This window comes from Aquimarina algiphila (assembly GCF_007489275.1).
Classification (GTDB): Bacteria; Bacteroidota; Bacteroidia; order Flavobacteriales; family Flavobacteriaceae; genus Aquimarina; species Aquimarina algiphila.
Genome location: NZ_VLNR01000013.1, coordinates 56,430 through 70,673 on the forward strand (window position 1 = coordinate 56,430; position 14,244 = coordinate 70,673).

The window sequence follows — 14,244 nt, forward strand, 5'->3', positions numbered from 1 at the left end:
ATTATTTATAATCATTGAGTATTAAAAAAGCCGAACGTCTATTTTCTTCATGATCTTTTTCAGTACACTGTCTGTCATAACCTTTACCACATTTATTTAATAATTGTGATTCGCCATAACCTACAAAACTAGGAATTCGTTCTGTATTAATTCCTCTGGATATAATATAATCTCTAGTGGATTTGGCACGTCTTTGGGATAGTTTTAGATTGTATCTATCTGCACCACGACTATCTGTATGGGATTCAATTTTTATAATCATTTTTGAGTTTTCTTTCATTACACTAACAATATTCTCTAATTCATACGCGGCATCAGTACGAATTTCATATTTGTCAAAATCAAAGAAGATAGGATTGATTACAATTTCCTTGTTTATAATTAAGGGGGTTAAATATAAATCTATTTCAGTTTTATCTTTGTTTTTGGTTGTTGTTGAGAATTCTTTGGAATCAGGTTTATAATTAGCTTTTGTAGCAAAAATGGAAAACGTTTTTCCACATGGTATTTCTTCAAAAGTATATTCACCATTTTTGTTTGATAGCGTAGAACTAATAATTTTACCTGTTTGATCAATAATCTGTACTGTAACTTCAGGAAGAGGTTCTGATGTGTTTTTATCATATGTGATGCCGGTTAAAATTTGCATGCACTCGTATCGATCAAAAGTGTAAATATCATCACTTCCTATACCGCCAGTTCTATTGGATGAGAAATAACCAGAATCCCCGGTTGGATTGGAAAAAAATGCAAAATCATCATAACCACTATTAAAGGGTGCCCCAAGATTTTTGATTTCTATATCTTCATCTATGTCCTTTTTTAGTATATCAGATTTATAAATATCTAAAAGGCCTAAGTTTATATGACTATCTGAAGAGAAATATAATGTAGAGTCTTTTGCTACAAAAGGGAAGACCTCTCGCCCTTCTGTATTAATTCTATCACCTAAGTTTTCAATATTTCCAAATGTGCCATCAGTATTGATAGCAACTTTGTATATATCTGACTGACCATAACCTCCTTCTCTGTTTGAAACAAAATATAAGGTCTTCTCATCAGGACTTAAGGCTGGATGTCCGGTAGAAAAAGTTTTACCATTAAAAGGCAGCTCCTCAATATCTGTCCATAGACGATTTCGAAGTTTAGCTCTATAGAGTTTTAGGTTAGAGTTACCTTCTTTGTCATATGATGCTTTTTTTCTTTTATTAATATTATTTCTTGTAAAGTATAGCGTTTTTCCATCATTTGTTATTGCTAAAGCTCCCTCGTGTTCATTCTTTAAATTTATTTTATCTGAGGTAATGGGAGTTATATTGCTAATCACAAGGGTTGAATCAATTCGTTCAATTGTTGATTGATAAATATTTAAATAAGGTTCCCCATTCCACTTATAAATTTTTTGTTTTCCAAAAAGACTGTCGTTTGCTCTTGATGAAGAGAAATATAGGCTTCCATTTCTTTCATATCCTCCAAAATCAGAATATTTACTATTTGAACTTAGATTTACAATACGAATATACTTGTCTTTTGTGCTGGACAATTCTTGAAATTTTTCGAGTGTTATATCTTCAGAACCTTTTAGACGTCTGCTATTTTTTTGATGTGCTTTAAGTTTTTTTAGCCAATTATTTGCTTCGTCAAAATGGCCTAAACTTCTTAAAGTTTGTATGTACTTATAAATATATTCAGGAGCAATATCCTTGTACTTGCTAATCGCTTTATTATACCAAAAGTATGCTTGTTCTGAGTTTGAATTGTTGTAATAGCAATCACCAATTCTGGATAGAATATGTTTAGTACTATCTTCTTTTTTTAATGCATCTTTATATAATTCTTTTGCTTTGAGATAAGCAAAATCCTTAAAAAATTTGTCGGCTACTTTTGATTTTTGAGCATAAATAAAAGTGCTAAAAAAGAAGATTAAAATTAAAAGGATTCTATTTTTCATATAGATATAAGCTTAAAAGAATCTTGGGGATCTAACACGTTTTTCGTTAAACAGTTCATACATGAGTAATATTTCATGAGTAGCTCCTATATATGGTCTCAGGTCAGAAATAAAATGTTCATAAGCATAACCAACTCTAAATTGTTTTGTTATTTGAAAATCTGCTAAAGCACCTACTGAAGCAGTGTCTTTATTATATCTATAAGAACCTCCGAGCCATAATTTATTATAGAGAAGAACATTTGCGTTTACATCCATCGAAAGGGGCGCTCCGTTGGTAGCTTTCAATAAAATCGATGGCTTTAATTTTGCATTTGTGCTAAGGTCAAACACATATCCTCCAGTAAAATAATAGCTCACACGTTCTAGTGCAACGTATTCTACAGAAGTAGTTTCAGTAGTGCGATTATTATCGGTGTTTAATATTCGGGGAGCAGAAAGTCCTACATACCACGCATTCGAATTTAAATATAATCCAGCACCAATATTTGGATTCAATCGATTAGCATAATTTCCGAAGAAAGGGTCTTGAGTAACATCAGGATCGTTTAAAAACTCTTGATCCAGGTTATAATGTGTAACTCCTCCTTTAAATCCGAAAGCTAATTTTGTTGTCTCTGTGATATTAATAGAATATGAAAAATCACCATAAATATATAGGTAGTTTTCAAAACCAGGAGCATCCCTTATGACAGATAATCCAATTCCGATTTTATCATTTCTCAATGGAGAATGAACTGATAATGTTTGAGTTTCTGGTCCTCTTTGTATTCCTGTCCATTGGTTTCTGTGTAATCCTACAATACTTAGTGTTTTTCTACTACCGGCATAGGCTGGATTTATAGATATAGTGTTAAACATATACTGCGTGAACTGCGGTAGTTGTTGTGTATATCCGATCGAACTAATACATAGTATTAGTAATGTTATTTTATTTTTTACCCCCCTCATGGATTATTTGTTTATCTAGTTCCGATATATAATGGACTACTAAATGGTTTTAAGCCGCTATCAATTAAAGTTACAATACAATAGTATGTACCGCTAGGAATCTGATTTGCAGATCCCACAGAAGATTGGTTTGCTATTCCATTCCAATCATTTTGATAATCACTTGATTTGTATATAATCGCTCCCCAACGATTAATAATTTTTACATCTATGGTGTAACCGCAATCCTCGACACCTTTAACTAAAAAATATTCATTAAAGGAATCTCCGTTTGGTGTAATTACTTTTGAAATTTTTATATCACCTTCTCCTCCGCAAGTTAGTACTGCGCATCTATTATGCACTTCTATTTCTGCTTCAAGGAATATTGGGCAGACAGAGTTGTCTATAGTATAGCTAAATGTTACTGTCTCCGAATCATCTTCATCTACTAACTCTATAGTTAATGGATCAAAAAAATTGTCATCAATTACAGAGGTGTTTCCAGATGTAACTTCCCAGATTCCGCTAGTGTCAACATCGCCTTCTAATAAATCAAATAGATCAAAAATTTGCGATTCTACTTCATCGAGAGCACATAAACTTCTGTCGTTTACAATTACAGAGTTATTTTCTAATGTTATTTTGGCATTTATTGTTGATGTGTTGCCACAATCATCTGTTATGGTATATTCTACAGATAGCGTCTCATCAATTAGATTATCAAAATCATAGTCAGAAGTTACTATTGTAGTTGTGCTTGCATTACAGTTATCATTTGCACAACTTTCTAATAAAACGATATTATCGGCATTCCATTGACTTGCAGTTTCTTCGATATCGATTGTAGAGCAAGGTAAAGTTATATCGGTTACTTCACAGTTTGTTAAGCTTGGAGGAGTAGTGTCAAGGAGAGTGAGGGTTGCTACAAGTGTTGTTGCATCTCCATCTTTATCTGTAATAGTATAGGTAACTTCTATGCTTCCGCTTTGACCACAAGTGCTAATTAGATTATTAAAATCATAATCTGAAGTTACTTTACCAGTGAAATCTTCATTGCAGATATTTGTTACACAAGATTCTAATTCTAAGATATTATTCGAGTTCCAAATAGTAGCAATAGTTTCATTATTCTCTCCATCACATTCAATTATTTCATCTGCAATGTTACAGGTAGTTAGGTCAGGAGGAGTAAAGTCTGAGACAGTGAAATATACAGTCGCTCGGTCGCAAGCTAGAGGAGTATTATCATCACAAACAGAATATATAAAACTATCTGTACCTGTGAATCCTATGTTGGGAGTGTATATAAAAGTTCCATTAGCATTGAGCTGTAAAGTGCCATTATCAACATCGTCTACAGGAATTGTATTAACGATTTGGGTATCTCCTTCAGGATCAAAATCATTATCCAGGACATTATCTGAAATATTGTCACAAGCTATAAAATATGCATCATCATTTGCAAATGTACTGTTGTTTTGATTGTTTATGATTGTAATTGTTACCGTTGTGGTGTCGCATAAAGAGGGATTGCCATTGTCACATATGGTGTATTCAAAAGAATCCTCTCCGGTATATCCATTAATAGGTGTGTAAGTAAATGTTCCTGTATCGGGATTGATGATTACGATAACACTTTTCTGCGTTGTTACTGTAGTGGTTGTTACCTTGATTGGATCTCCATCAGGATCAAAATCATTAGTAAGTACATTGCCGTTTACTGGCGTATTGATTTCTGTAATTGCCGTATCTGGATTTGCAATAGGAGGGTTGTTTTTAGGATTTCCATTAGGAAGTACTTCAATATATACAGTTGCTGTATCACAAGCTACCGGACTACCATTGTCACATATGGTATATTCAAAAGTGTCAACTCCAATAAAGTCGATAGGAGGAGTATAGGTGTATATTCCAGTGTTAGGTTCTATAGCTACCTCTATCCCTTCTGTAGTAGTTACAATAAGTGTGGTTACGGTTTGTGTATCTCCTTCGAGATCAAAGTCATTGGTTAATACATTTCCAGAGACAGGAATATTCACAAAAGTATTATTGATGTCTGTTATAGCATGAGTACAATTAAATGAAATCTTTGTACAAGCTATAGAAGTACAATTGTTAGCATCCTTAATGGTTACTGTGTAGTTGTCTTGAGGGAGATTTAAAAATGTTTCATTAGCTTGATAAGTGACTCCATTATCTATGGAATAGGAATAAGGAGGTGTGCCTCCAGTTCCTTTTGATGTAATTTGACCTAAACCTTCGCATGCAATATCGGTTTTGGAGTCAATAGAAACAGATAAAGCTTTTTGAGGTTCAGAAATAATAGCAGTGTTTTTAACTACACAGTTATTGGCATCAGTAATTGTTACAGTGTATCTGCCAGCAATTACATTGGTTAAATCTTCATTAGAAGAACCGTTATTCCATGCAAAAGTATAAGGAGGAGTCCCATCATTTACTGTAAGGTCGATAGCTCCGGTTGCATCGCCTGTACATAATACATCTGTTATCGCATTAGTTGTTTTAATTTGACAAGGGTTTACACATTGTATAACAATGCTTCTTGTTAATTTGGTACCATTGGCATCTGTTACTGTAACGCTATGTATTCGATTTGTAAGAAGAGTTGCAATTTCAGTAGTCTGGTTATTGGCAGAAGCACTCCATTGATATGTGTATCCTGGTTTTCCTCCAGAAGCAATAGCTTTGGCTTTACCATCACAACATATTCCAGTAGATGTGGCGTCTTGTATTTTGATTATCGTAAGACTAAGTGGATTGGGAGGATCAGAAATTGAGCCTAAATCTCTTATGGTTAATGAGTTGTTTTCATCCTTATGGATAGTATCTCCGTAAACATATGAAGAGATGTGTAATAGTGTAAAAACACAAGTAAATAAAATAATTTTCTTATGAAAGAAGAGTAAAGTAATAATTTTCATAGGCCCCCATTTTTATTGATTTACTATAAGAAAATCCCCATTTTTTTGTTGTCTTAGTATCTCAAAAAAATTACAAACAATCGATAATAATAAGTAGTTCAGTAATTTTTTTTCATCACATTATTTTAATTAGCAAGCTTATCTTATGTGCAGAATTTCTTCTGTATATAAGATTGGATGTACATACTCATGCTAAGAATTGATGTTTTATCTGAATTAATACAGAACGATATTAATTTTAGAATCAAAATATCTCTTGTGCACAATTAAGTACCTTGACATAGCAATAAGCTAATGCCTATTTATACATAGTAAGGGGGGAATAATAAATTATACTTTTTTTGCGGGGGAGCAATATTATATTTTGGGGGGATTTATGATGAATATTATTTTCAATAGTATGCCAAAAATTATACTCATTATAAATATAGTGTCAAATATATGTTATATATCGATAAAAATCAACTAATTGAAAAATAATAATTTTAGATTGAATTAGTTTTTGGAGGTTAAAGTTATTTATTTTTCATGTCAGAACTTAATATTAGATAATGATCTGTTTTTGATTTAGTTATAGTCTTTTTAAAGATGGTGAAATCCTACTGTTTTGCAATCATAAATCAAATATTTATAAAGGATTTTGAGTTCTATTGATTTATAATAGTACTGTTTTTATAAAAATCTCTTTTTTCGGTATAGAACTAAATCTATTTCCATTCGTTGTGGTTTAGGTCGTTTTGTTATCTTTACCGCTCGTATAACTATACTTTAATTTATAATTAAATGTCACACAATTTATTAAAAGGCAAAAGAGGAATTATTTTTGGAGCGCTTGATGAAAATTCAATTGCTTGGAAAACCGCAGAGCGTGTTTTTGAAGAAGGAGGAAGTTTTGTTCTTACAAACGCTCCTGTTGCAATGCGTATGGGTGCAATAAATACTCTTGCAGAAAAAACTAATGCTCAGGTTATACCTGCAGATGCTACTTCATTAGAAGATTTAGAAAATCTTGTAGAAAAAGCAATGGAAATTTTGGGTGGTAAACTTGATTTTATATTACATTCTATAGGGATGTCGGTAAATGTGCGAAAAGGTCGTCACTATACTGATCTTAATTATGATTGGAGTCAAAAAGGTTGGGATGTTTCTGCCCTTTCTTTTCATAAAACCATGCAGACATTGTACAAAAAAGAAGCAATGAGCGAGTGGGGAAGTATTGTTGGATTGACTTATATGGCAGCACAACGTGTATTTCCTGATTATAATGATATGGCAGATAATAAAGCATATTTAGAATCTATAGCTCGTAGTTTTGGATATTTCTTTGGTAGAGAAAACAAAGTACGTGTGAATACGATTTCTCAATCACCTACGCCAACTACTGCGGGAAAAGGAGTAAAAGGATTTGATGGTTTTATTGAGTATGCAGATAAGATGTCTCCTCTTGGTAATGCTACTGCTTCAGAATGTGCAGATTATACAATTACCTTGTTTTCAGATTTAACCAAAAAGGTTACACTTCAGAATTTATATCACGATGGAGGTTTCTCAAATATGGGAGTAAGCCAAATGGTGATGGATAAATTTGTAGAAGAAAAATAAATACAGCTTTGTATTAATATAATACTCATAAAATCCCATTCTTAATTGGTATGGGATTTTTTGTAGGTTACCTTTGTGATATGGAAATGTATTTCTCCTTTATTGTTCCCGTATATAACAGACCCAATGAGATTAAGGAGCTGTTGGATAGTATGGTGATAATGGATTATGATAAAAAATATGAAATTGTTATTGTAGAAGATGGATCGACTGAAACATCAGAAGATATTATTCAGACTTTTGTAGATAAGCTTTTTATCAGTTACTATCAAAAACCTAATACTGGCCCTGGAGATTCTCGTAATTACGGTATGCGTAAAGCAAAAGGAAATTATTTCATTATTTTAGATAGCGATGTGATTCTTCCTAAAAATTATTTATCTAAAGTTGATGGTTTTTTAAACAAAAAATTTGTGCATTGTTATGGAGGTCCAGATGACGCACATGAGAGTTTTTCTAACCTTCAGAAAGCGATAAGTTATAGTATGACCTCTTACCTTACTACAGGAGGAATTCGAGGACGAAAAAATACTTTAGGTAAATTTCAACCCCGAAGTTTTAATATGGGATTGTCTAAAGATGCTTTTCAGGCTTCTGGAGGATTTGGAGATATACATCCTGGAGAAGATCCTGATTTAACGATAAGATTGTGGAAATTAGAATATGATACAGAATTGATTCCTGATGCAAAAGTTTTTCATAAAAGAAGAATTTCTTGGCAAAAATTCTACATACAGGTCAATAAATTTGGATTGGTAAGGCCTATTTTAAATAAATGGCATCCAGAAACCGCTAAACTTACCTATTGGTTTCCCACTTTATTTTTGTTTTATGGTGTATTTTCGATAATAACTGCTTTTTTTGGATGGTGGTATTTTATCACTTTTTTAGGACTATATTTTATTTTAATATTTTTGGGAGCAACTTTAGTTTATAAAAATATTTCAATAGGTTTTCAATCTATATTGGCAGTTTTTATACAATTTTATGGATACGGAAAAGGATTCCTGAAATCTTATTATTATATTCATCTATTGAAAAAAGTACCCGAAAGACAATTCGAAAAGTTGTTTTTTTCAAAGTAATACATATGCCAAACAGAATAAGCAATAGATTTTCTCTAAAAAAAAGTAATGTGAAGACTTTTTTCTTTTTTCTAATATTCACATCATTACTATGGCTGTTTATTCAATTTTCTAAAAATTATACTCGAGAAGTAGAAGTAGCTGTTCAATACACTAATATACCACAAGATAAAATTTTCAACGAGGAAAGTGATCAGGCACTACGTATGGTTTTAAACGGAAATGGTTTTAGATTAATGAGCCATAATTGGAAAAAGAGAATACTAGAGTTTAATGTTGAAGATGCAGTAATTAGTGATGACAATCAATATTACTTTAGAGTTAATAAAGAATCTGCGGTATTGAAAAATAAATTAGATTTTAAGGGAAGAGTTTTATCGATACAAAAAGATACCCTAAGGCTAAAAGTAGACCTTAATTTAGAAAAAAAGATTCCTGTTAATATTGCTCAGGATATTCAATATGCTGTTGGGTATGGCAGTGATAAAGGGTTAGTAGTTTCTCCGGATTCAGTCATGATAAGTGGACCCTCACAAGTAATTGATACTATAGAGAGGATATATACAGAGAACCTAAATCTAGAAGGCCTTAATGTTGATTATACTTCTGAATTGAATATAGATGTTTCAAGTTTTTCTTCTACGATAAAAGTGGTTCCTTCCAAGGTAGAAGCAAATATTTTGGTTAGTAAATTTACTGAAGGAAATCAGAAGATTCCGATTACTATTAATAACATACCAGAGGGAGTCGAAATTAAAATTTTTCCAAAAGAAATAACCGTTGTATACCGTGTAGGTTTAGATAAGTATAATGAAATAAGTCAACGAGATTTTATGGTTGTTGCAGATTATGCAAAGGTATCTGAAGAAAGCTCATTTTTAACTTTGGAACTAGTAAATAAACCCGGATCAATCCATGATGTTCGTTTGCAGGAAAAACAAGTTCAATTTGTAGTTCTAAAATGAGAAATGAGATAAAAGTTGTCGGGCTAACAGGTGGAATTGGTAGCGGGAAGTCCACAGTCGCTAAAATGTTCGAAAAGTTGGGAGTTCCCATATACATATCAGATGATGAAGCTAAGAAGTTGATGAACGAAGATGATGACGTCAAAAAGAAAATCATAGCACTATTAGGAGAAAACTCCTATGTGGATGAGACGTTGAATAGGGGGTATATTGCAAATATAGTTTTTAATGACCCCTTAAAATTAGAAAAGTTAAATGCGATTGTACATCCTGCAGTGGCTAAACACTTTGATTCCTGGAAGAGTTTGCAAGATTCGGTATATGTAATAAAAGAAGCTGCAATACTTTTTGAAAACGGAGGGCATACACAATGTGATTATACAATTTTGGTTTCAGTACCTTCAGAAATTAGGATTCAACGAGTTTTAAAAAGGGATAATATAACCAAAGAACAGGTGCTTTCCAGGATGAATAATCAGTGGGAGGATGCCAAGAAAATACCATTGGCAGACTTTGTAATCTATAATCTGGATTTAAAAGATACTGATAAACAGGTAAATAGGATACATAAAGTCATATCTTCATAAGTACTTTGTAATCCGAATCTTTCATTTTGTTAACATTTGGTTAAACCGTAAAGTAGCTAAATGTTAAAGTCTTACTTTTGATTTATGAATAAAAGGTTATTCGTGTTGCTGATAATCCTGATGAGTTTGTCGTTAATTGGGATTATTTTTGTTCAGGGATATTGGATTAACAACACAGTAGAGAATAATGAAGAACAGTTTTCTTTTAATGCAAAGCAAATATTAATATCTGTATCGAATCGAATTCAATACAGAGAGTTTGAGGAAATGTTTTTTCCATTGCAGGAGATTTTGGATAGCATAGAGGAGCCTGATAATAAAACGATACGTCAGCTTCTCAATATTAGTATCGATAATACCACAAAGTCATTTGCTTATACTGATGGTATTTTAGAAGAAGATTATAAGTTATTTTCATCTTTTGTCAATTTTAATATTGATACAGTAAGGTTGAAAAACATTTTAAACCGTAATGTTGACAGTGCAACACAAGACGGTAAAAATGATTTTACGAGGCGAAATTCTAAATCTAAGTTAGAGAGAATAAGAGGTCTAACAGATCTCCAAAGGATGGATTATGAAATAGTGATAGGAGAAATAGCGAGTTTTATCCCTATTCATAGAAGAGTACAAAAGAAGGAAATAGAATATTTGCTTAGAAAAGAATTAGAAGAGAGAGATATAAAGGTAGATTTTGAGTATGCTATTTATAGTAATGCTTTAGCTACAAAAGTACGTTCTGATGATTTTAGTTTGGATTATCCTACAACATACGCTATACCGCTTTTTGTAAATGATGAAGGCGTAAGTGAGTATCAATTGTATGTTAATTTTACTGGGAAAAAGCAATATGTGCTTTCTACCATTAAAGGGATGGCGATATTATCGATAATTTTTACATTAATTATTGTAGTCGCTTATTCGAGTGCGTTGTCACAATTGATGCAACAACGCCAGATATCACAGATTAAAACAGATTTTATTAATAATATGACGCATGAGCTTAAGACTCCGATAGCTACTATTAATTTGGCTTTAGATTCTATAAAGAATCCAAAGATATCAGGAGATCAAGAAAAAGTAAAGCGCTATATGAATATGATACGTGAAGAAAATAAAAGAATGCATGCTCAAGTTGAAAATGTATTAAGGATATCTCAGTTAGAGAAAAATGAGCTTAATATTAAAAAAGAAAGACAAGAGTTACATGATATTATTGAAGATGCAGTAACACATGTTTCTTTAATTGTTGAAAATAGAGAAGGGTATATTAAAATGCATTTAGGCGCCCTTAAAACAACTGTATTGGCTAATGATAGCCATTTGACAAATGTGATAGTTAATATTTTGGATAATGCAATAAAGTATTCTGAAGGAGAACCCAAAATAGATGTATATACAGAAAATGTAAAAAATAGTATTGTTCTTAAGATTCGTGACCAAGGGATTGGAATGAGTAAAGTAGCACAGAAGAAGATTTTTGAAAAGTTCTTTAGAGAACATACAGGAGATCTGCATAATGTAAAAGGACACGGATTAGGACTAACATATGTAAAACGAATTATTGACGACCATCATGGTCAGATATGGGTGGAGAGCGAAAGGGGAAAAGGCTCCACATTTATAATTAAATTACCGTTAATATCTTAAAATATGGAAACAGAAAACAAAAAGATTTTGCTTGTAGAGGATGATCCAAACTTTGGAACAGTTTTAAAGGACTATCTTGTAATGAACGAGTATGATGTTGTGCATGCTAAAAATGGTATGGAAGGCTTCGAGAAATTCAAAAAGGATGATTATGATATGTGTATCCTTGATGTTATGATGCCTTATAAAGATGGATTTACATTAGCAAAAGAGATCAGAGAAAAAAATGAAGAAATTCCTATCATTTTTTTAACCGCTAAGGCAATGAAAGAAGATGTCTTAAAAGGATATAAAGTAGGAGCAGATGACTATCTTAATAAGCCTTTTGATAGCGAGGTGTTATTGATGAAAATACAGGCGATCATGCAACGCAAGAGTACAGAGTCTGTTGCGGATAGTAAGCAATTTGAATTTAAAGTTGGAGGATTTCACCTTAATTCAAAACTTCGTTTTTTAACATTTAAAGAGGAGGATCCGATAAAACTTTCTCCTAAAGAAAATGAATTACTTCGTTTGTTAGCTCTTCATCTTAATGATTTGATGCCTAGGGAATTAGCGCTTACAAAAATATGGAGAGATGATAATTATTTTACTTCTCGTAGTATGGATGTATATATAGCTAAACTTAGAAAATATCTAAAGAAAGACGAGAATGTTGAGATTCTTAATATTCATGGAGAAGGATTTAGGTTGGTTGTTAGAAACGAAGAATCCTAAATAATAGTAATAACGGTAACTAACTTTTAGAAGTTCACCATAATAAATATTTAATTATGGTGAACTTTTTTTATGTATGATATAATAGACTTGTAATCTTCTTTATAAGTAAACCATTTGATTTCTAGATCTTTCTTAAACCAGGTAAGCTGTCTTTTTGCAAAACGTCGGGTATTTTTTTTAATCTCAGATAATGCAAAATCCAAATCCCATTCACCATCTAAGTGTTTGAATATCTCTTTATATCCAACGGTGTTTAGTGCATTAAGTGATTTGTATGGATGTAAGTCTTTGGCTTCTTTTATCAAACCATCATTTACCATTAGATCTACTCTTTGATTTATTCTATCATAAATAACTTCTCGCTCTGCAGTGACACCTATTTTGGTAATAGAAAAAGGTCTCTTTTTTTTGGGTTTGTTGAGAAAAGATGAATAAGGCATTCCGCTTTCAATACAAACTTCTAAAGCTCTCATTACTCTATGAGTGTTTTGTAGATCAACTTTTTCATGATATATAGGGTCTAATGCTTTTAATTGTTGTTGTAAATATTCAATCCCTTTAGTGTTATATTTATCCTGAAGATCTTTTCTAATTTGCTCATCGACTTCGGGGAAATGATCTAATCCTTTAGTAATTGCATCGATATAAAGGCCAGAACCACCAATAAGAATAACATAATTATTTTTTTTAAATAACCTCTCTAGAGTATTTAGTGCATCTTTTTCATAATCGCCTACACTATAGTTGTCCTGGATACTTCTATGCTGAATGAAATGATGCTTAGCTTGTTTGAGTTCATCGAGAGTAGGAGCAGCTGTACCAATACTCATCTCTTTGTAAAACTGCCTACTGTCTGCAGAAACAATTTCACAATCAAAATGTTGTGCAAGTTGAATGCTTAAGCTTGTTTTTCCAATTGCGGTAGGGCCTACAATAACAATTAAATTTTTATTCATTATATAAATCTTCTCCACACTTATGACAAAATTTTGCTCCGTCTAAATGATTATCAGCATTACAATTACTACAATGTTGGGTATTCAATGGCATTTTATGTTTAACTTGTTGGGTATATTCGGCACTAACAATACCGGTTGGAACAGCTATAATTCCATATCCCAATATCATTATTATTGAAGCGATCAATTGCCCTAAAGGAGTTTCTGGAGATATATCGCCATACCCAACAGTTGTGAGAGTGACAATACACCAATAAACGCTTTTTGGAATACTATTAAAACCATGATCTGATCCTTCTACCAGATACATTACGGTTCCTAAAATTATAGCAACAATGATCACGGCAAGCAAAAACACAGATATTTTTACTCTACTGGCTTTTAAAGCTTTTACTAAATTATTAGATTCTCCTATAAAACGTGCAAGTTTTAATATTCTAAAAACTCTTAATAATCGTAAAGCCCTTAAGGCAACAAGAGCATGAGTTCCTACAAATAGTATAGATAAATATTTTGGAACTGTAGAAAGGAGATCTATAATTCCAAAAAAGCTAAAAATGTAGTTCTTTGGTTTGTTAATAGCTATAATCCTTAAAAAATATTCAATAGTAAATACTATGGTAATAACCCATTCCAAGGCATTAAACAATGAAGCATATTTGTCATTTAGATACGAAACACTTTCTAACATAACTAGTATAATACTAGCAAGGATCATAATAAGAATAATTACATCAAATGATTTTCCGGCAGGTGTGTCTGCTTCATAGATAATCTCATGTAATTTGTCTTTCCAGTTTTTCTGAGATGAATTATTGTTCAAACTTCTTGATTTTGAATAAAAATAATA

The 14,244-nt window shown here is 32.0% G+C and carries 11 protein-coding genes; 6 read left to right on the forward strand and 5 right to left on the reverse strand.

All coding sequences use genetic code 11. The features are described 5' to 3' along the window. Window position 1: 1 nt before the first annotated feature. From FOF46_RS08410 to FOF46_RS08420, 3 genes are read right to left on the reverse strand one after another with little or no spacing between them, the layout of a single operon-like run. Window positions 2–1,951 carry an OmpA family protein gene (locus FOF46_RS08410; protein WP_143916146.1) on the reverse strand — a complete coding sequence of 650 codons (1,950 nt, stop codon included), beginning with the start codon at window positions 1,949–1,951 and terminating at the stop codon, window positions 2–4. 12 nt (window positions 1,952–1,963) lie between these two features. After that, window positions 1,964–2,902 carry a PorP/SprF family type IX secretion system membrane protein gene (locus tag FOF46_RS08415; protein ID WP_143916147.1) on the reverse strand — a complete coding sequence of 313 codons (939 nt, stop codon included), beginning with the start codon at window positions 2,900–2,902 and terminating at the stop codon, window positions 1,964–1,966. An 11-nt stretch (window positions 2,903–2,913) separates the two neighbouring features. Further along, window positions 2,914–5,826: an Ig-like domain-containing protein gene (locus FOF46_RS08420; RefSeq protein WP_143916148.1), complete on the reverse strand. Its 2,913-nt coding sequence runs from the start codon at window positions 5,824–5,826 to the stop codon at window positions 2,914–2,916. A gap of 783 nt (window positions 5,827–6,609) precedes the next feature. Between FOF46_RS08420 and FOF46_RS08425 the strand changes: the two genes are divergently transcribed. The 6 genes from FOF46_RS08425 to FOF46_RS08450 all read left to right on the forward strand — a co-directional run bounded on the left by FOF46_RS08425 (window position 6,610) and on the right by FOF46_RS08450 (window position 12,432). Further along, a complete protein-coding gene (locus FOF46_RS08425) occupies window positions 6,610–7,428 on the forward strand; it encodes an enoyl-ACP reductase FabI (protein WP_109439176.1) in 819 nt (272 codons plus the stop codon). Between the two features lie 80 nt (window positions 7,429–7,508). Then, on the forward strand, window positions 7,509–8,513 hold the full coding sequence (locus FOF46_RS08430) for a glycosyltransferase family 2 protein (protein ID WP_143916172.1): 1,005 nt from the start codon (window positions 7,509–7,511) through the stop codon (window positions 8,511–8,513). A gap of 5 nt (window positions 8,514–8,518) precedes the next feature. Then, window positions 8,519–9,478 (forward strand): CdaR family protein, encoded by a 960-nt coding sequence (locus FOF46_RS08435; RefSeq protein WP_109439175.1) that lies wholly within the window; start codon window positions 8,519–8,521, stop codon window positions 9,476–9,478. Next, window positions 9,475–10,065 (forward strand): dephospho-CoA kinase, encoded by a 591-nt coding sequence (coaE, locus tag FOF46_RS08440; protein WP_244299590.1) that lies wholly within the window; start codon window positions 9,475–9,477, stop codon window positions 10,063–10,065. Before FOF46_RS08435 ends, coaE begins: the two co-directional genes overlap by 4 nt. Before the next feature lie 84 nt (window positions 10,066–10,149). Beyond that, window positions 10,150–11,715 (forward strand): sensor histidine kinase, encoded by a 1,566-nt coding sequence (locus FOF46_RS08445; protein ID WP_109439174.1) that lies wholly within the window; start codon window positions 10,150–10,152, stop codon window positions 11,713–11,715. 3 nt (window positions 11,716–11,718) lie between these two features. Beyond that, complete coding sequence (locus FOF46_RS08450; protein ID WP_109439173.1) at window positions 11,719–12,432, forward strand: response regulator transcription factor; 714 nt, start codon at window positions 11,719–11,721, stop codon at window positions 12,430–12,432. A 50-nt stretch (window positions 12,433–12,482) separates the two neighbouring features. On the opposite strand, the gene miaA is transcribed toward FOF46_RS08450, so the two are convergent. Further along, entirely contained in the window at window positions 12,483–13,391 is a 909-nt protein-coding gene (gene miaA / locus FOF46_RS08455) for a tRNA (adenosine(37)-N6)-dimethylallyltransferase MiaA (RefSeq protein ID WP_143916149.1), read from the reverse strand. Next, window positions 13,384–14,217 (reverse strand): ion transporter, encoded by an 834-nt coding sequence (locus tag FOF46_RS08460; protein WP_109439171.1) that lies wholly within the window; start codon window positions 14,215–14,217, stop codon window positions 13,384–13,386. The genes miaA and FOF46_RS08460 overlap by 8 nt, the downstream gene beginning before the upstream one ends. Window positions 14,218–14,244: the final 27 nt, after the last annotated feature.